The sequence below is a fragment of the Sinorhizobium sojae CCBAU 05684 genome (assembly GCF_002288525.1).
GTDB lineage: Bacteria > Pseudomonadota > Alphaproteobacteria > Rhizobiales > Rhizobiaceae > Sinorhizobium > Sinorhizobium sojae.
On record NZ_CP023067.1, the window covers coordinates 3,343,942 to 3,362,206 of the forward strand.

Below are 18,265 nucleotides of genomic sequence, written 5' to 3' on the forward strand. Positions count from 1 at the left end.
TCGGACTGAAAATCGTGCCCGATTTCGGAAAGCACGATGCCCAGATTTAAAGAGTTACAGCGACCTTTGCGCTTCTGAAAAGACGCGGGGCGCTAAGTTCTCGGCCGGACTGGCTTGCTGCAAGGACAGCGCGGAGCAGCGGCGCGCTCCGCGCACTTTTGATTTGAACTTTTCAATCGGCCCTGAAGCGGCCTTCGAAGACGAATTCGCCGATCGGTTTGCGCTGACTCGGCTTTTCGCGTTCACGCAGATCGTCCGGCAGGGTAGAGGGTTCGGCGAGCTTTCCGATCGCCACGGCGGCCTCGACCCGATGGTGTTCCGGCACTTCGAGCGCCTTTATTGCCTTGTCGCGATCGATCCCCGCCATCGCATGCGCATGCCAACCGGCCAACTGCGTCTGCAGCGCCAGCGCGAACCAGGCGGCGCCGGTGTCGAAGGCATGCGTCGAGGCGGGGCGGACCTCACCGCTCGAGGTCACCCGGTGGGTCTTCGAAAGGATGACGACGAGCGCCGAGGCGTTCTTCGCCCAGCGCTGGTTGCCCTCGTCGAGCGTGCTCAGCAGGCGGGCGAAGGAGTCGGTGCCGCGCCGGGCATAGATGAAGCGCCAGGGTTGGAGATTGCTCGCCGAAGGCGCCCAGCGTGCGGCTTCGAAGAGCGCTAGCAGTTCCTCTTTGCCGATGTCCTCTCCGGTGAAGGCACGCGGCGACCAGCGTTCCAGAAAGATCGAGTGGATCGGGTGGTCGGCTTTTCTGTGGTTGATTTCTGTCACGAAAAACGTCCTTGTTTTGCTTCCGAATCCCTTGGGAGGCCCTATTTACAAAGGAGTGGGCGGATTCGCGGAGCGACGCTACAGAAGATGGTGCGGCTTTGAAATGTGCTCGCTCGAAAGTGATGACCCGCGGCGCGCGGGCGAACCACTCTTTGGAGGGACGCTGCGCTCGGCATACCGATTGGTCCCTTGGCAAAGGTCCGGTTAGGAAATTTCGCGACTTGCGGCCGGAGTGATTGTCTGGCCGGAAAAAACTTGTATAAGTTCTGTAAAGTTACCGGAGGAAGGACGCGCCATGAATCTGAATGACCCATCGCTGTTTCGCCAGGCCGCACTCGTGGGCGAGAACTGGATCGAAGCCGACCAGAACAATTCGATCGAGGTGACGAACCCGGCGACGGGCAAGGTGATCGGCCGCGTTCCGAAGCTCGGTGCCGCCGAGACCAGGTCCGCCATCGAAACCGCGGCGCGGGTGCAGAAGGAGTGGGCGGCAAGGACCGCCAAGGAGCGCTCTGCGGTGCTGCGCCGCTGGTTCGAGCTGATGATCGAAAACAAGGACGATCTCGGGCGAATCCTGACGACTGAGCAGGGCAAGCCGCTCGCCGAGGCGACCGGCGAGATCGTCTACGGCGCAAGCTTCATCGAGTGGTTCGCGGAAGAAGCGCGGCGCGTCTACGGTGACATCGTGCCCGGTCACCAGAAGGACAAGCGCATCCTGGTGATGAAGCAGCCGATCGGTGTCGTCGCCGCGATCACGCCCTGGAACTTCCCGAACGCAATGATCACCCGAAAGGCGGGTCCCGCCTTTGCCGCCGGCTGCGCAATGGTGCTGAAGCCGGCCGCGCAGACGCCGTTTTCGGCGATCGCCATTGCCGTGCTCGCCGAGCGCGCCGGCATGCCGCAGGGCCTCTTTTCGGTGATCACCGGTTCGGCCCGAGAGATCGGCGCCGAGATGACTTCGAACCCGACCGTGCGCAAGCTGACCTTTACCGGTTCGACGGAGGTCGGCGCCGAGCTCTACCGGCAGAGTGCCGCGACGATCAAGAAGCTCGGCCTCGAACTCGGCGGCAACGCGCCCTTCATCGTCTTCGACGACGCCGATCTCGACGCGGCGGTCGAAGGCGCGCTGATCGCCAAGTTCCGCAACAATGGCCAGACCTGCGTCTGCGCCAATCGGCTCTATGTCCAGGACGGCGTCTACGAGGCCTTTTCGGAGAAGCTCGCCGCCGCCGTCGCCAAGCTCAAGACCGGTAACGGCATGGAAGACGGGGTCATCCTCGGGCCGCTGATCGATAAGTCGGCGCTGGAGAAGGTCGAGGAACATGTTGCCGACGCCCTTTCGAAGGGCGCCCGCGTCGTCCAGGGCGGCAGGCGCCATGCACTCGGCGGCACCTTCTACGAGGCGACAGTGCTCGCCGAGGTCACACAGGCGATGGCTGTCGCGCGGGAGGAAACCTTCGGCCCGGTGGCGCCTCTCTTTCGCTTCAAGGACGAGGCGGATGTCATCAGGCAGGCCAACGACACGGAATTCGGCCTTGCTTCCTATTTCTATGCGAAGGATCTCGCGCGCGTGTTCCGCGTGGCCGAAGCGCTGGAATACGGCATGGTCGGTGTCAATACGGGGCTGATTTCCACCGCCGAAGCGCCTTTCGGCGGCGTCAAGCTCTCCGGTCTCGGCCGTGAGGGTTCGAAATACGGGATCGAGGAATTCACCGAGGTCAAATATGTCTGCCTCGGCGGCATCGCCTGATGTCCTGGACCGGCCGGAAAGCTCTGGCCGGTTTTTTCTTTTGCCGGTAAGAAGCTTGGTGAATGCCGGTATTCCTCGACACATCCCCTCTCCGTTTGCAGGCAGAGCGGGTTTTTAAACAAGCGGCGCCGCTTGCCCTTCTCCCCCGCAAGCGTGGAGATGCCGGCAGGCGGATGAGGGACGTTCGACTGGCGATCTGAGGTGTCCGCATGGACGGATGTTAAAGGAGTGTGCCTATGCCGGCCCCGAAGAACCCCTTTAAAGCGGCACTACGCGAAAGGCGCTTCCAGCTCGGTCTCTGGGTAGCGCTTGCCAGCCCCTATGCCGCCGAAGTGGTCGCCGGCAGCGGTTACGACTGGCTGCTGATCGACGGCGAGCATGCGCCGAACGACCTGCCGCTGCTTGCCGCGCAATATCGCGCGATCGCGGGGCGGGGCAGCCATCCGATCGTTCGCCTTCCCGTCGGCGACACGGCGCTCATCAAGCAGGTCCTCGACACCGGCGTCCAAACGCTGCTCATCCCCATGGTCGACAGCGTCGAGCAGGCACGGCAGCTCGTACGCGCCGTGCGCTATCCGCCGCAGGGCGTCCGCGGTGTCGGTGCGGCTTTGGGTCGAGCCACAAATTTCAGCCGGATCACCGACTATCTCGAGAACGCGAACGAGGAGATCTGCCTGCTGCTGCAAATAGAGAGCCGGGCAGGCCTCGCAGCGATCGACGAGATCGCGGCGCTCGACGGCGTCGACGGCCTGTTCATCGGCCCGGCGGACCTGGCGGCCGATATGGGTCATCTTGGAAATCCAGGCCATCCCGAGGTGCGCGCGGCGATCATCGACGGCTTCAGCCGAATCAGGAGTGCCGGCAGGGCGCGCGGCATCCTGACCCTTGATCCTGCCCAGGCGCGCGATTATCGCGAACTCGGTGCCGACTACATGGCGATCGGCACCGATGTGACGCTGCTCGTCAGCGCCAGCGAGCGTCTGCGCCGGGAATTTCTTGGCCAGACCGCGCCGGACGGCGTTGAATCCGGCTACTGATCATTGAAACAGGACTACGGTATTGACTGGAGTAGCGTTTCCCGCGCGGACTTCAGATGCCTGCGGCAAGCCTGTTCCACCTGTTTCGGGTCGCGCGACTGAAGCGCCGCGATATAGGCGAGATGCTCTTCGAGCGCGCGGGCATTGCGTCCGCGCGCATTCGCCTTGTTCCACTGGTAATGGTAGTGGAAGATGATCGCGATGATGTCGTAGAAATCGACGATGAAGCGGTTGCTGGACGATTTGTGAACCAGCAGGTGGAAGCGCTCGTCGAGCTCGGAGAATTCCCTGTAGCGTTCGTCGATATCCGCAAGGATTTCCCGATGCACGGCCTCGATCTTCTTCAGCTCCTCCCAGGCCGAATGGTCCTCCGGCAGGGTGACGAAGCGGGCGGCGGAACGAAGTTCGAACATTTCCCTGACTTCCGTCAGCTCAAGCGCGAAATCGCGGGTAAATCCCTTGAGCACCCAATGGCTGTTCGGCCGTTTCTCGATCAGGCCGAAGCGGCTGAAGCGGATCAGGAATTCGCGCACGCTTGTCGTGCCGGTGCCGATCTCCCGGGCGAGCTCCAACTCGTTGATCTGCATGCCGGGTTCGGCGCCGCCCGCAAGAATTCGCCGCATGAAGCTGCGCTCGATGATCTCGGCAAGCGAACTGGTCTCCTCCGATGGAAAATAGTCGGAAGGCTCCGGGCGGCGCAGCACGGTCTTGCGCCGCTTATCCCAGCTGATCAGCTTGAGCTCCTCGCAGCGCGCGAGAATAGCGCGAACGGTCGTGCGGCTGACGCCAAGAAGCTGCCCAAGCTCCGGCTCGGAAGGCAGTGCAGGGGTCTCAGCCATCTGCGTGAGGCAGCGGTTGAAGGCATCCTTGAAGACAGTGTTCTGTTTCGCCATTGGATGTCCTGCGGTTTGAGTTAATCGCGCTTCGATGGCGTTCGCTTTAGGCGGTTCGTCGGCACTCAGCTAGCCCGACGCCAGGCGGCACCCAACGTTTCGCATCGAAAATGCATGTACCCTCATAATAACCATTGACGGTAATCTGTCTATTGTAGATAAAAGACAAAAGCAATGTTCCGGGGAGAGCCAGAAATTGTCTGCACTGTCGTCGATCCTGCTTTCGCCGGAGGACAATGTCGCCGTTGCCACGACTGCCATCGAGCCGGGTGGAACACTGCCTGGCGGTGCGCGGGCAGCGGTGAGGATCGACCCCGGCCACAAGGTGGCGATCCGGTCGATTTCGGCAGGCGAACCGGTGGTCAAATATGCCCAGGCGATCGGCCGCGCCACGTCTGAAATCGCCGCGGGCGATCACGTGCATTCCCACAATCTCGCCTTCGACCAGGACAGGCTCGCAATCGGCGCCCCGGTTCCGCCGGAGGCCGCAAGCGAGGCCGACAAGGCGCGCACTTTCCTCGGGTACCGCCGTGCGGACGGGCGGGCCGCGACGCGGAACTATATCGGCATTATCGCCAGCGTGAACTGTTCCACCACCGTCTGTCGCGCGATTGCCGATGAGGCCAACCGGCGTATCCTGCCGAGGTATGAAGGCATCGACGGCTTCGTGCCGATCGTCCACGATCAGGGCTGCGGCATGTCTTCGACCGGCGACGGCATGAAAAACTTGCACCGAACACTCGCCGGCTATGCCCGCCACGCCAATTTCGGCGGCGTTCTGATGGTCGGTCTCGGCTGCGAGGTCAACCAGCTGACGCTTTACGGCCAGAGCGGCGCCGGTGCCGAGAAGCGGCACTTCAACATTCAGGAGGCTGGCGGCTCGCGCCGTTCGGTCGAGCGCGCGCTCGGCGTGCTCGAGGAGATCGCCAGGGAAGTCGCACCCGCGCGGCGCGTGCCGATCCCGGTCAGCGAGATCATCGTCGGGCTGCAGTGCGGCGGCTCCGACGGCCTTTCCGGCGTCACCGCCAATCCGGCGCTCGGTGCCGCGGTCGATATCCTCGCCGGTGTCGGCGGCACGGCGATTCTCTCCGAAACCTCCGAAATCTACGGCGCCGAACATCTCCTGCGCAGCCGCGCCGTCAGTGACACGGTGGCGGCGAAACTCGACGACCTGATTTCCTGGTGGGAGAACTATGTCGCGCTGCACGGCGCTTCGCTCGACAATAACCCTTCGCCGGGTAACAAAAGGGGCGGCTTGACGACCATTCTGGAAAAGTCGCTTGGCGCCGTCGCCAAGGGCGGCCGCTCTCCGCTAACCGCCGTCTATAGCTATGCCGAACGCGTGACCGAACACGGCCTGGTCTTCATGGACACGCCCGGCTACGACCCGGTCTCGGCCACGGGCCAGGTGGCGGGCGGTGCCAACGTCATCGCCTTCACCACGGGCCGAGGCAGTTGCTTCGGCTGTCGGCCGGCGCCGTCGATCAAGCTCACCAGCAATACGGCGCTCTACCGGGCGATGGAAGAGGACATGGACATCGATTGCGGCGTGATCGCTTCCGGCGAGACGACCGTGGCCGACCTCGGCCGCAGGATCTTCGATCTGATCATCGACACGGCTTCGGGTGGCAAGACCAAGAGCGAGCTTTTCGGCTACGGCGATAACGAGTTCGTCCCCTGGCATCTGGGGGCGACGCTTTAAATGTGGGGCAGCAACTGCCCCTCATCCGGCCTGCCGGCCACCTGCTCTCCGCAAGCGGAGCGAAGGAGACACGCGGCGCTGGCTTCATCCCCTCTCCCCGCCTGGGGGGAGAGGGCTAGGGTGAGGGGCAAACTCGTTTCGAACCGAAACGCAGGTGAGAAAAACGCAATCCTTGCAGGGAGGAGACAAGGAATGCAGACGAGAAGGATCGGCCGAACCGGCCTCGCCGTGACCGAATACAGCTTCGGCACTGCGGGGCTCGGCGGCCTCTACCGCGAATGCAGGCGCGAGGCGGCCATGGCGACCCTCGACGCGGCCTGGTCCGCGGGCATACGTTACTTCGACACAGCGCCCTATTACGGGCTCGGGCTCGCCGAGCGCCGGGCCGGCGATTTCCTGCGCGACAAGCCGCGCGACGATTTCGTGCTCTCGACAAAGGTTGGCCGGCTGTTGCATCCGGTGCCTGAGGACCAGGTTCCCGACTATTCCTACGTCAAGCCGCTGAACTTCGATGTCAGCTACGACTATAGCTATGACGCGATCATGCGTTCCGTCGAATTGAGCTACGCCCGCCTGGGACTCAATCGCATCGATATCCTTTATGTCCACGATATCGGCAGTTACACCCACGGTGCGAAGAAGAACGCGATCTATCTGCGGCAATTGCTCGATTCCGGCCTGAAGGCCTTGGAGGAATTGAAGTCCGGCGGCGTCATTTCGGCCTATGGTCTCGGCGTCAACGAGGTGCCGGTCTGTCTCGACGTCCTCAGCCGGGCCGATATCGACTGCATCCTGCTCGCGGGCCGTTATACGCTACTCGACCGCTCGGCCGTCGAAGAGCTCCTGCCGCTTTGCGAGAAGAAGGGAACGTCGCTCGTGGTCGGCGGCGTCTTCAACTCCGGCATCCTTGCCACTGGCCCGGTGGAGGGCGCGCATTTCGATTATATGCCGGCGACGGAAGAGGTCAGGACGAAGGTCGCGGCGATGGAGCGGATCGCCGGCGGGCGCGGCGTGCCGCTCGCCGCCGCCGCGCTCCAGTTCCCGCTTGTCAATCCTTCTGTGGCCTCGGTGCTGATCGGCACCGCAAAGCCTGAAAGTCTCGAGCGGAACATGGAGCTTACGCGGCGGCAAGTCACGCTGGAGGAATTCGCGGTCTACGAACCCTTTACGCTCGTGGCACCGGAACTTGGCGACCAGGCCGTCCGGGTCTAATCGGCTGAACCCGTTCGATGGCGGGCAGTGCCGCTTGCGTCGGGAGGAAAGCAGCTAAGGAGAGCGCAAGAAGGCTTGCCAATTCGGATCAGCTGCATTAGTGTGAAGAAATGTTTTTTATAGATAAAAGACGGTCCGTGGGCACCTGGCGGATCGTTCTCGATAACGGAACAGCAAGGTGTCACTTCAAGAGGAGAACCCGATGAGCATTGCCAAGCATATTCTTTCCCGCCGTGCCTTTACCGCGCTTGCCGGCGCCGCCTTCATGGCCACCATGGGGCCGATGACATCCTTCGCCCAGGACGTCAGCGTCCCGATCATCGTCAAGGACACCACCTCCTTCTACTGGCAGATCGTACTGGCGGGCGCACGCCAGGCGGGCAAGGACCTCGGCGTCAACGTGCCGGAGCTCGGCGCCCAGTCCGAATCGGACATCAACGGCCAGATCAGCATTCTTGAAAACGCCGTCGCCGGCGCGCCGGAAGCCGTGGTCATTGCGCCGACGGAGTTCAAGGCGCTCGGCAAGCCGATCGACGAGGCCGCCAAGGCCGTGCCGATCGTAGGCATCGATTCTGCTGCCGATTCGAAGTCGTTCGCCTCGTTCCTGACGACCGACAATGTCCAGGGCGGCCGCATTGCCGCCGACGGGCTTGCCGCGGCGATCAAGGAAGCCACTGGCAAGGAAGAGGGCGAAGTCGCCATCATCACCAGCCTGCCCGGCGTCGGTTCGCTCGACCAGCGGCGCGAGGGCTTCCTGGATCAGCTGAAGACCAAATATCCGGGCCTGAAAGTCGTCGCCGACAAATATGCCGACGGCCAGGCGACGACCGGTCTCAACATCATGACCGACCTGATCACCGCCAACCCCAATCTCGTCGGCGTATTCGCCTCCAACTTGATCATGGCGCAGGGCGCCGGTCAAGCGATTGCCGAGAACAAGCTGGGCGACAAGATCAAGGTCATCGGCTTCGACAGCGATGACAAGACGGTGAGCTTCTTGAAGGAAGGCGTGCTCGCCGGCCTCGTTGTCCAGGATCCCTATCGTATGGGCTATGACGGTGTGAAGACGGCGCTCGCCGTATCGAAGGGCGAGAAGGTCGAGGCCAATGTCGACACCGGCGCGAATCTCGTCACCAAGGCCAACATGGCCGATCCGAAGATCGACGCCCTCCTGAACCCCAAGGTGAACTGATCCGTCGTGATTTGCGTCGCGGCGCTTCGCGCGCCGCGGCCTCATCGACAGCTTTGAATTGACGCATGTCTGTCTCCTTTAATCGAGATTTAAGGAGACGATGCAGCAGGCGCGGCGGCCGGTGGCGAGGAGCCGGCCGCCCCCGGCAATATCGAGGAGGGGAAGATGACCGGGCTTCAAGAGGTCAGCCACCGGCATGATGCCAAACTCAAGACGGCCGTCGCGAAGGGGGAACCGATCCTGGAGTTGCGCGGCCTGCAGAAGAACTACGGCGCGGTCCAGGCACTGAAGCCCGCATCCATCACGTTCCTCTCGGGGGAGATCCATGCCATCGTCGGCGAGAATGGTGCCGGCAAGTCGACGTTGATCAAGCTCCTGACCGGCGTCATTGCGCGCACCGCCGGCGAGGTGCGCTGGTGCGGCGAGCCGGTGCAGCTTGCGAGCCCCAACGAGGCGATCGCCCGCGGCATCAATGCCGTCCACCAGGAGGTGGTGCTCTGTCCGCACTTGAGCGTCGCGGCCAGTATGTTCCTCGGCGACGAGATGAACCGCAATGGTCTCATGCGCAAGCGCGCAATGACCGTTGCGGCGCAGGGCGTGCTCGACGACCTCGGCTTCGACCTGCCGGCCGACGCCACGCTCGGCAATCTTACCATCGGCCAGCAGCAGCTGGTCGCCACCGCGCGCGCGGCCATGCGCGGCATCCGCTTTCTGATCTTCGACGAGCCGACCGCATATCTGACGCGCCAGGAATCCGCACAGCTTTTCCGCCTCATCCGCCGTCTGCAGAGCGAAGGCGTCACCATCGTCTATATCAGCCACCGGCTGGAGGAAGTATTCGAGCTCGCCGACCGTGTTTCGGTCCTGCGCGACGGCACCCATGTCGGCACGCGCGAAATCGGTGAAACCGACGAGGCCGAGCTGATCGCGCTGATGATCAACCGGACCATCGAGCAGATCTACCATAAGGAGCACTTTCCCTTCGGCGAGACGATCCTCGAAACACGCGGGCTTTCGGGCCTAGGCTTTACCGACATATCGCTCTCTGTGAGGGCCGGCGAGATCGTCGGGCTCTATGGGTTGATCGGTGCCGGCCGCAGCGAATTCGCCCTCGGCCTCTACGGCCGCCATCCGACCAAAGCCGGCGAGGTCTACTGGCAGGGCAAGAAGGTCGAAATCGACAACGAGCGCAAGGCGATGGAACTCGGCATCGCGCTGGCGCCGGAGAGCCGCCGCGATCAGGGGCTCTGCCTCAATCTGCCGATTGGGCTCAACATCAATCTTCCGGTCTTTCGCCGGCTGACGCGCGGCCTCACCATCAACCGCGCCGAGGAAGCGGCCAATGCGGACCGCCAGATTCGCGACCTGCAGATCAAGACACCGTCGCGGCATGTGCTCGCCTCGGCCATGTCCGGCGGCAACCAGCAGAAGATCGTTATCGGCAAATGGCTGAGCCATGGCGCCAAGCTGTTCATCTTCGACGAGCCGACCGTCGGCGTTGATGTCGGCACCAAGGCGGAAATCTACCGGCTCCTGGCCCAGCTGCTCGAACAGGGCGCAGGGATCATCCTGATCTCCTCCTACCTGCCGGAAGTCTACGAGCTTGCGGACCGGCTGCACGTCTTTCGCCAGGGCAGGCTGGTGGCGAGCCACGATTACCGCGCCGCGAGCCACGAGGAAGTCTTGGCGCAGGCGATCAACGCGTGACGATTTGAGAAGATTGCAGGGAGGGAAAAGATGAGCGTGGAAACGGTAGAAGGCAGCGTGGCACCGGCGCCGAAGAGGGGCGTCAGCATCCTGTTCGGTCTCACGCTTCTCGGCCTCTTGCTTGCGCTCTGGTTGGCACTCGGTCTGGCGACCAACGCCTTCTGGACGCCGAACAATATCAGCAATCTCCTTCGCCAGGGGGCGATGACGGCAATTCTCGCGGTCGGCCAGACCTTCGTCATCATTACGGCCGGCATCGACCTTTCGGTCGGCGCGGTGGTCGGTTTCACCAGCGTCATCGTCGCCTGGCTGCTTGCCGCCGGCGTGCCGCTCTGGCTTGCGATCGTCGCGACGCTGGCGATCGGCGTGCTTATCGGCGGCTTTCACGCCTTCGGCATCGTCCGAATGGGGCTGCCGCCCTTCATCATCACGCTCGCGACGCTGACCTCGCTGCGCGGCATCGGCCTGCTGATCACCAATGGTTCGACGATCTCGATCACCAACGAGGCCTTCACCAATTTTTCCCGCGCCGATTTCCTCGGCATCCCCAGTCTCTTCTGGATGGTGATCTTCGTCGCGGTGCCGGCTTACGTCTTCCTGCACCTGAGTCGCTTCGGCCGCTATCTCTTCGCGGTCGGTTCGAATCGGGAAGCGGCACGCCTCTCCGGCGTCAACGTCGATCGGACGATCTACCTGGCTTACATCCTCTCCTCGACCTGCGCCGCCTTTGTCGGCCTGCTTCTGGCCTCGCGCATCGGCATCGGCAACGCCACCCAGGCCGAGGGCTGGGAGTTGCAGGCGATCGCCTCGTCTGTGATCGGCGGTACCAGCCTCTTCGGCGCCGTCGGCTCGGTCCACGGGCCGCTGCTCGGCGCCTTCATCCTGGCAACCATCAACAACGGCGCCAACCTCCTGAACGTCAACTCGTTCTGGCAGCGCATCATCACCGGCCTGCTGATCATCGTCATCGTCTATTTCGACCAGCTCAGGCGACGCGGATCGCGGTGACGCATGATTGCCCCATGGATCAAACTTCGGAGCGCGCAATGAAAGCTGTCGTCTGCCAAGAACCTGGTCGCCTCGAAATCGTCGAGCGCGCCCGTCCGGCGGCACCCGACACGGGGTGGGTGCGCCTCGCGGTCCGCCGCGTTGGCATCTGCGGCACCGACTATCACATCTTCGAGGGCAAGCACCCCTTCCTCGAATATCCGCGCGTCATGGGCCATGAGATCTCCGCAACGGTAGTCGAGGCGGGCTCCGGTTGCGCGCTCGTTCCCGGAACGCTGGTCGTCGTCAATCCTTATATCGCCTGCGGAAACTGCATTGCCTGCCGCAAGGGCAAACCCAATTGCTGCACTTCGGTCCGGGTCCTTGGCGTCCATACCGATGGCGCCTTCTGCGAGGAGATCGTGATGCCGGAGGAGAACCTCTACCCGGCGAACGGTCTCTCACCGGAAGCCGCGGCGACTGTAGAGTTCCTGGCGATCGGCGCCCATGCGGTCAGGCGCTCGGGCGCTGCGGCCGGTGCCCGCTCGCTGGTGATCGGCGCCGGCCCGATCGGTCTCGGCACGGCGCTCTTCTCGAGGATTGCCGGGCACGCGGTGACGCTTCTCGACACGAGCGCCGAACGCCTGGCCTTCGCCGCCGACAGGCTAGGATTTTTGCAGGGGATCCTCGCCGGCGAAGGATCGGAGAAGGCGATCGCCGAGGCGACGGAGGGCGAGGGTTTCGATGTCGCCTTCGACGCTACGGGCAATGGCGCATCGATGATGCGGTCCTTCTCGTATGTCGGCCATGGCGGCACGCTTGTCTTCGTCAGCGTGGTCAAGGACGAGATCCGCTTTTCCGACCCGGAGTTCCACAAACGTGAAATGACGCTGGTGGCCAGCCGCAATGCGACACGCGAGGATTTCGGCCATGTCGTCGCCTCGATCGGTAAAGGGCTCGTTCCCGTGCAGGCGCTGGTCACGCACCGTACGACGCTCGAGGCGGCGGTCGCAGACCTGCCGCGCTGGGCCCATGACAGGACCGGCCTCGTGAAGGCCGTGATCGCGGTGGATGCCTCATGAACTTCATCGACGCGCATCAGCATTATTGGACACTCGGCCTCGGCCATAATGACTGGCCGGGGCCGGATCTCGAGCCGATCTATCGAGACTTCGGACCGGCCGACCTGACGCCGCATCTGGCCGCGGCCGGCATTACCCGCACAGTGCTCGTGCAGGCAGCGCCCAATGTCGCGGAAACCGAATTCCTGCTTGCGATCGCAGAGCGCGAGGAGACGGTCGCGGCGGTGGTCGGCTGGGTCGATCTCCTCGCTTCGGATGCCGTTTCCGAGGTCAAGCGGTTGAAGCGCCACAGCAAGTTCAGGGGCATTCGGCCGATGCTGCAAAGCATTGCGGAAACGGCGTGGATTCTGCGGCCGGAGGTGATCGCGACGCTCGAAGCGCTGCCGCAACTGGACGTTCGCTTCGATGCGCTCGTTCAGCCGCGTCATCTGCCGGTGATCGCCGCACTTGCCGACCGGTTGCCGGACCTCGCGATCGTCGTCGACCACGGTGCCAAGCCCTTCATTGCCGGCGGCAGACTCGAGCCCTGGCGTGCCGATATGGCGGCACTCGCACTTCGACCCAACGTCAGTGTCAAACTCTCCGGATTGGTGACGGAAGCGGGCGGAGCGTGGTCAAAAGAGCGGCTCACCCCCTATGCCTCGCACCTTATCGAGGTCTTTGGCGCCGACCGGGTCATGTACGGCAGCGATTGGCCGGTGGTCTTACTCGATGCCGACTATGCCGAGTGGTTTGCCGCTGCGCGAGCACTGACTGCTGAGAGGTCGGTGCCTGAAAAACAGGCGATATTTGCGGGAACAGCCGCAAGATTCTATGGGATTACCGCGCGCTGAGGTACGAACATCATAGTCGCCAAGACTCGACCATGCTATTTGAGCAATATCGGAAATTAGGAAGTGATTCGCCTACATAAGCTCTGAAAAGCATAGGGCGTTTTTTGCACTGCACAAAAATCGTGATAGTCTGCAATCATTGCGGACACCAAGGAAAACAATCGCAAGCTTGCGTCGGACTGGGAGCGGCGCCGTCATCGATTGATTAAAGGGGTACGCGTCCCATGTTCTATCAGCTTTATGAAATGAACCATGCCATGATGGCTCCCTGGCGCACGGCGGCGGACGCCATGCGGCTGGCCTTCAAGAATCCGATGAATCCGGTCTCGCACACCTATTTCGGCCGCGCCGCAGCCGCGGGGCTGGAGGTTTTCGAGCGGGCGACACGGCGCTACGGCAAGCCGGAATTCGGCCTTCAGGAAACGGTAGTGGACGGGCAGCCGGTAATGATCCGCGAAAAGATCGTCTGGCGTGCTCCCTTCTGCAACCTCATTCATTTCGAACGTTCGCTGGCCGCCGGGCGTGAACCGGATCCGAAGGTACTGCTCGTCGCACCGATGTCCGGCCACTATGCCACCTTGCTCCGTGGCACCGTCGAAGCGCTGCTGCCGCATGCGGATATCTACATTACCGACTGGATGGATGCCCGCATGGTGCCGCTCAGCGAGGGCACCTTCGACCTCGACGACTATATCGATTACGTCATCCAGGTCCTGCACTTCCTCGGGCCGGATACGCATGTGGTCGGCGTATGTCAGCCGGCCGTGCCGGTTCTGGCGGCGACGGCCCTAATGGAAGCGGAAAACGATCCGCTGTCGCCCGCCTCGATGACGCTGATGGGCGGACCGATCGACACCCGCATCAACCCGACCGGCGTCAATCAGCTGGCGGAACAGCGGCCGGTCGAATGGTTCCGTGACAATGTCATCATGCCGGTGCCGTGGCCGCAGCCGGGCTTCATGCGTATGGTTTATCCCGGATTCCTGCAGCTTTCCGGCTTCATGTCGATGAATCTCGATCGGCATCTGATCGCGCACAAGGAGTTTTTCGCCCATCTCGTCAAGAACGACGGCGATGCGGCCGACAAGCATCGCGAATTCTACGACGAGTATCTGGCGGTCATGGATCTGACGGCCGAGTTCTATCTCCAGACCGTGCAGGTCGTCTTCATGCAGCATGCGCTTCCGAAGGGTGAGATGATCCATCGCGGCAAGCGCGTCGATCCGACGGCGATCCGTAAGGTGGCGCTCTTGACCGTAGAGGGCGAGAACGACGACATTTCCGGCCTCGGTCAGACGCAGGCGGCGCAGACGATCTGCACCAATATCCCCGAGCATATGCGCCAGCACTATGTGCAGCCGGACGTCGGCCATTATGGCGTGTTCAACGGCTCGCGGTTCCGTCGCGAAATTGCGCCTCGCATCGTCGCCTTCCAGCGCGAGCATTCGCGGCACGCAAAGCCTGTCAAGCGCGTCATCAAGGGCGGCAAGTCGGCCTGACCGGGCCGCCGAAACAGGAGCGCTCCGCTCGCTGAGAAGTCGCAAGGCGCCGCAGGCGCCTTCCGTGACCGGCGCGGAGGGCGTGCTCCGTGACGATTTTGTGGCCTGGAGTCAAGCACTTGACGGATTTCAGGCGCCACGATCTTGTAGACCTTGCCGGTCTTTCCCACATCGTTTTCATCGGGCCGCACCGGGCGGCCCGCTGATTGCGAGGTATGCTGAAGATGAACCAATCTGCATTGATCCGTCCGGACTGGACGCCTGCGACCATTGCATTGATGGTACTCGGCTTCATTGTGTTCTGGCCGCTGGGTCTGGCCATGCTCGCCTACATCCTCTTTGGCGACAAGCTGAAAGCCTTCAAAAAGGACGCGAACGATAGCGTCGACCGCATGTGCGCCGGCTTCCGCCGGAATCAAGGCCGTCACTGGGCCCACCACCGGACCGGTAACGTCGCCTTCGACGAGTGGCGCGAGGCGGAGCTTGCCCGGCTTGAGGAAGAGCGCCGTAAGCTCGACGAGATGCGAGAGGAATTCGACGCCTATGTGCGCGAGCTCCGCCGTGCGAAGGACAAGGAAGAGTTCGACCGCTTCATGCGCGAACGCCGGAATGGCGGTACACCGGAGGCGACGGCCAGCTGATCCTGCCGGCTCCCGTCCGGCGTTTCACATGAAACGCCGGACCTATTGCGTCTTCAATCGACCGCGATCCTGGAAGTTCTCGCATGTCAACGGCGCCGCGAATCGGGTAAACAGGCTTTCATGTTTCCTTCTTTCAAGTGGTGCCGGGGCGGTGGAACGCCGGCTCAAGTCACGCGGGAGATCGCGGTGGCCGGCAAGGTTCTGCCCTTGACGATACGGCAGAATGCGCGCGCCACGCGGATGACGCTGCGCATCGAGCCCGGCGGCCGTGCCCTGAAACTGACGGTGCCCGAGGGCCTGCCGGAACGGGAAGTCAGCGCATTCCTCACCCGCCAGCAGGGCTGGCTGATGACCAAGCTCGCGCGCTTCTCCGGCGAGAGCGAGATCGAGCATGGCGGCATGATCTTCATTCGCGGCGTTTCCCACCGCATTGAGCGGACGGGCCGCATTCGCGGGTTGACGGAAGCGGTGATGGTCGGCGACGAGCCGATCTTAAGGGTCGGCGGGGCGGAGGAACACCTGCGCCGGCGCATCGCCGATTTCCTGAAGAAGGAAGCGCGGCTGGAACTGGAGCGGCTCGTCGCCGTCTATTCCGGGAGAATCGGCCGACCGGTGCGTTCGCTAAGCCTCAAGGACACCCGCAGCCGCTGGGGATCTTGTTCCGCCGAAGGTGACTTGAGCTTCTCCTGGCGCATTGCAATGGCGCCTCCCAAAGTGATCGCCTATCTCGCCGCCCATGAGGTCGCCCACCTGCAGGAGATGAATCACGGACCGGGTTTCTGGGCGCTCTGCGAGAAACTGTGTCCGGATACCCGCGATGCCCGGCATTGGCTGAAGCGCAACGGCACCATGCTGCACGCGATCGATTTCGGTTAGATGAGGGCTTGGCCGGTCGGCCCGGAGCACAATGCGGATGCAGCAAAAGGCAGCCGCCCACGTCACGGTTTTCTTGCAGCGGGGCAAATCCCAAGTGGAAGATGGGGCTCCGTGCAAGGGCGCCCGCAATACGCTTGGCAACGCAACGGTTTTGCTCGACTCGCGCCCCGTTTCGTGCGAGGTCGCTTCCCATGAATACGCAAGTGAAGATCTGTGGATTGAAGACACTGGAGGCCGCGGAGCATGCTGTTGCTCTCGGCGCCTCGCATGCGGGTTTCATCTTCTTTCCCAGGAGCCCGCGCAACATAGAGCCAGACGATGCCGGCCGGCTGGCCGAGCGCATCCGCGGTCGGGCGAGGATCGTCGCCGTCACCGTCGACGCGGAAAATGACGAGCTCGACGAAGTCGTCTCCGCGCTCGATCCGGACATCCTGCAACTACATGGACAGGAGAGCCCGGAGCGGGTGTTGACCGTCAAGGCGATCTACGGTCTCCCGGTGATGAAGGCCCTCTCAATTCGCGAGGTTTCCGATCTCGACCGGATTGATCCCTATCTCGGTATCGTCGATCGCTTCCTCTTCGACGCCAAGCCGCCGGCCGGTTCGGAATTGCCCGGCGGCAATGGGGTGTCTTTCGATTGGCGACTATTGGAGGCGCTTGACGGAAGCGTGGATTACATGCTTTCCGGTGGGCTGAATGCAGCGAATATCGGCGAGGCTCTGGCGCTGACCGGCGCACGTGCCGTCGATATATCCTCCGGAGTCGAGAGAGCACCGGGTGTCAAGGATTTGAAGCTTATGGATGCGTTTTTCGATGCGGTTCGCCGCGCCGAAGCCGAACGGCCACGATCAGGGAGCAAGACGTGAATCAGCCGCTTAAACCGAACTCCTACAGAGCCGGACCCGACGAGGACGGCCGCTTCGGCATTTTCGGTGGCCGTTTCGTGGCGGAAACGCTGATGCCGCTGATCCTCGACCTTCAGGACGAATGGACCACGGCGAAGAGCGATCCCGCTTTCAAGGCGGAACTCGAAATGCTCGGCGCCCACTATATCGGCCGCCCGAGCCCGCTTTATTTCGCCGAGCGGCTGACGGCCGAACTCGGCGGCGCAAAGATCTATTTCAAGCGCGAGGAACTGAACCACACCGGTTCGCACAAGATCAACAATTGCATCGGCCAGATCCTGCTTGCCAAGCGCATGGGCAAGACCCGCATCATCGCCGAGACCGGCGCGGGCCAGCATGGCGTGGCCTCCGCCACCGTCGCCGCGCGCTTCGGTCTGCCCTGCGTCGTCTATATGGGCGCGACCGATGTCGAGCGGCAGGCGCCGAACGTTTTCCGAATGAAGCTCCTCGGTGCCGAGGTGAAGCCGGTGACGGCCGGCAACGGCACGCTCAAGGACGCGATGAACGAGGCACTGCGCGATTGGGTTACGAATGTCGACAGCACATATTACCTGATCGGCACCGCCGCCGGCCCACACCCCTATCCGGAAATGGTTCGCGATTTCCAGGCGGTCATCGGACAGGAGGCCAAGGAGCAGATTCTCAAGGCGGAAGGGCGGCTGCCCGACCTCGTTGTCGCGGCCGTTGGCGGCGGCTCAAACGCGATCGGCATTTTCCACCCCTTCCTCGATGACGACGGCGTCCGCATCGTGGGTGTCGAAGCCGGCGGCAAGGGGCTCGGCGGGGATGAGCATTGCGCTTCGATCACGGCCGGCTCGCCGGGCGTGCTGCACGGCAACCGGACCTATCTGCTGCAGGACGGCGACGGGCAGATCAAGGAAGGCCATTCGATCTCAGCGGGCCTCGATTATCCGGGCATCGGCCCGGAGCACGCCTGGCTCAACGATATCGGCCGCGTCGAATATGTGCCGATCATGGACCATGAGGCGCTCGAGGCCTTCCAGACATTGACCCGCCTCGAAGGCATCATCCCGGCGCTCGAGCCGTCGCATGCGCTCGCCGAGGTCATCAAGCGGGCGCCGAAGATGGACAAGGATCAGATCATCCTGATGAATCTCTCCGGTCGCGGCGACAAGGACATTTTCACCGTCGGCAAACTTCTGGGTATGGGGCAATAACG

General features: G+C 62.9%; 16 protein-coding genes. 14 read left to right on the plus strand and 2 right to left on the minus strand.

What is annotated here, in order from left to right; all coding sequences use genetic code 11:
• Nucleotides 1-172: 172 nt before the first annotated feature.
• Entirely contained in the window at nt 173-769 is a 597-nt protein-coding gene (locus SJ05684_RS16195) for a nitroreductase family protein (protein WP_034852619.1), read from the minus strand.
• A 295-nt stretch (nt 770-1,064) separates the two neighbouring features.
• On the opposite strand from SJ05684_RS16195, the gene gabD reads away from it, so the two are divergent.
• Both gabD and hpaI read left to right on the plus strand, forming a co-directional pair.
• Entirely contained in the window at nt 1,065-2,519 is a 1,455-nt protein-coding gene (gabD, locus tag SJ05684_RS16200) for an NADP-dependent succinate-semialdehyde dehydrogenase (RefSeq protein ID WP_034852614.1), read from the plus strand.
• 236 nt (nt 2,520-2,755) lie between these two features.
• Nucleotides 2,756-3,556 (plus strand): 4-hydroxy-2-oxoheptanedioate aldolase, encoded by an 801-nt coding sequence (hpaI, locus tag SJ05684_RS16205; protein WP_034852613.1) that lies wholly within the window; start codon nt 2,756-2,758, stop codon nt 3,554-3,556.
• A 14-nt stretch (nt 3,557-3,570) separates the two neighbouring features.
• Here the strand turns inward: hpaI and SJ05684_RS16210 are convergent, their stop codons facing one another.
• Nucleotides 3,571-4,449 (minus strand): GntR family transcriptional regulator, encoded by an 879-nt coding sequence (locus SJ05684_RS16210; protein ID WP_034852612.1) that lies wholly within the window; start codon nt 4,447-4,449, stop codon nt 3,571-3,573.
• 196 nt (nt 4,450-4,645) lie between these two features.
• On the opposite strand from SJ05684_RS16210, the gene SJ05684_RS16215 reads away from it, so the two are divergent.
• The 12 genes from SJ05684_RS16215 (at nt 4,646) to trpB (ending at nt 18,263) form a co-directional block, all read left to right on the plus strand.
• Entirely contained in the window at nt 4,646-6,151 is a 1,506-nt protein-coding gene (locus SJ05684_RS16215) for a UxaA family hydrolase (RefSeq protein ID WP_034852610.1), read from the plus strand.
• A 192-nt stretch (nt 6,152-6,343) separates the two neighbouring features.
• A complete protein-coding gene (locus SJ05684_RS16220) occupies nt 6,344-7,363 on the plus strand; it encodes an aldo/keto reductase (RefSeq protein ID WP_034852608.1) in 1,020 nt (339 codons plus the stop codon).
• Nucleotides 7,364-7,565: 202 nt separating this feature from the next.
• The gene (locus tag SJ05684_RS16225; protein WP_034852606.1) at nt 7,566-8,555 is read left to right on the plus strand and encodes an ABC transporter substrate-binding protein; all 990 of its coding nucleotides are present in this window, start codon (nt 7,566-7,568) and stop codon (nt 8,553-8,555) included.
• 165 nt (nt 8,556-8,720) lie between these two features.
• Nucleotides 8,721-10,262, plus strand: coding sequence for a sugar ABC transporter ATP-binding protein (locus SJ05684_RS16230; RefSeq protein WP_034852604.1), 1,542 nt, complete (start codon nt 8,721-8,723; stop codon nt 10,260-10,262).
• 30 nt (nt 10,263-10,292) lie between these two features.
• Nucleotides 10,293-11,270: an ABC transporter permease gene (locus tag SJ05684_RS16235; RefSeq protein ID WP_034852603.1), complete on the plus strand. Its 978-nt coding sequence runs from the start codon at nt 10,293-10,295 to the stop codon at nt 11,268-11,270.
• A gap of 38 nt (nt 11,271-11,308) precedes the next feature.
• On the plus strand, nt 11,309-12,331 hold the full coding sequence (locus tag SJ05684_RS16240; RefSeq protein WP_034852602.1) for a zinc-binding alcohol dehydrogenase family protein: 1,023 nt from the start codon (nt 11,309-11,311) through the stop codon (nt 12,329-12,331).
• Nucleotides 12,328-13,164: an amidohydrolase family protein gene (locus SJ05684_RS16245; protein WP_034852600.1), complete on the plus strand. Its 837-nt coding sequence runs from the start codon at nt 12,328-12,330 to the stop codon at nt 13,162-13,164. Before SJ05684_RS16240 ends, SJ05684_RS16245 begins: the two co-directional genes overlap by 4 nt.
• A 224-nt stretch (nt 13,165-13,388) precedes the next feature.
• Nucleotides 13,389-14,663, plus strand: coding sequence for a polyhydroxyalkanoate depolymerase (gene phaZ / locus SJ05684_RS16250; RefSeq protein WP_034852599.1), 1,275 nt, complete (start codon nt 13,389-13,391; stop codon nt 14,661-14,663).
• Between the two features lie 224 nt (nt 14,664-14,887).
• Nucleotides 14,888-15,304 (plus strand): DUF2852 domain-containing protein, encoded by a 417-nt coding sequence (locus tag SJ05684_RS16255; RefSeq protein WP_034852666.1) that lies wholly within the window; start codon nt 14,888-14,890, stop codon nt 15,302-15,304.
• A 120-nt stretch (nt 15,305-15,424) separates the two neighbouring features.
• Nucleotides 15,425-16,180 (plus strand): M48 family metallopeptidase, encoded by a 756-nt coding sequence (locus SJ05684_RS16260; RefSeq protein WP_034852665.1) that lies wholly within the window; start codon nt 15,425-15,427, stop codon nt 16,178-16,180.
• Nucleotides 16,181-16,371: 191 nt separating this feature from the next.
• Entirely contained in the window at nt 16,372-17,046 is a 675-nt protein-coding gene (locus SJ05684_RS16265; protein WP_034852598.1) for a phosphoribosylanthranilate isomerase, read from the plus strand.
• Nucleotides 17,043-18,263: a tryptophan synthase subunit beta gene (gene trpB / locus SJ05684_RS16270; protein WP_034852597.1), complete on the plus strand. Its 1,221-nt coding sequence runs from the start codon at nt 17,043-17,045 to the stop codon at nt 18,261-18,263. Before SJ05684_RS16265 ends, trpB begins: the two co-directional genes overlap by 4 nt.
• Nucleotides 18,264-18,265 lie beyond the last annotated feature (2 nt).

Coding starts and splice junctions, on each gene's coding strand:
- gabD (WP_034852614.1), top strand. CDS start 1,065: ATGAATCTGAATGACCCATCGCTGTTTCGCCAGGCCGCACTCGTGGGC.
- hpaI (WP_034852613.1), top strand. CDS start 2,756: ATGCCGGCCCCGAAGAACCCCTTTAAAGCGGCACTACGCGAAAGGCGC.
- SJ05684_RS16210 (WP_034852612.1), bottom strand. CDS start 4,449: ATGGCGAAACAGAACACTGTCTTCAAGGATGCCTTCAACCGCTGCCTC.
- SJ05684_RS16220 (WP_034852608.1), top strand. CDS start 6,344: ATGCAGACGAGAAGGATCGGCCGAACCGGCCTCGCCGTGACCGAATAC.
- SJ05684_RS16225 (WP_034852606.1), top strand. CDS start 7,566: ATGAGCATTGCCAAGCATATTCTTTCCCGCCGTGCCTTTACCGCGCTT.
- SJ05684_RS16230 (WP_034852604.1), top strand. CDS start 8,721: ATGACCGGGCTTCAAGAGGTCAGCCACCGGCATGATGCCAAACTCAAG.
- SJ05684_RS16235 (WP_034852603.1), top strand. CDS start 10,293: ATGAGCGTGGAAACGGTAGAAGGCAGCGTGGCACCGGCGCCGAAGAGG.
- SJ05684_RS16240 (WP_034852602.1), top strand. CDS start 11,309: ATGAAAGCTGTCGTCTGCCAAGAACCTGGTCGCCTCGAAATCGTCGAG.
- SJ05684_RS16245 (WP_034852600.1), top strand. CDS start 12,328: ATGAACTTCATCGACGCGCATCAGCATTATTGGACACTCGGCCTCGGC.
- phaZ (WP_034852599.1), top strand. CDS start 13,389: ATGTTCTATCAGCTTTATGAAATGAACCATGCCATGATGGCTCCCTGG.
- SJ05684_RS16255 (WP_034852666.1), top strand. CDS start 14,888: ATGAACCAATCTGCATTGATCCGTCCGGACTGGACGCCTGCGACCATT.
- SJ05684_RS16260 (WP_034852665.1), top strand. CDS start 15,425: ATGTTTCCTTCTTTCAAGTGGTGCCGGGGCGGTGGAACGCCGGCTCAA.
- SJ05684_RS16265 (WP_034852598.1), top strand. CDS start 16,372: ATGAATACGCAAGTGAAGATCTGTGGATTGAAGACACTGGAGGCCGCG.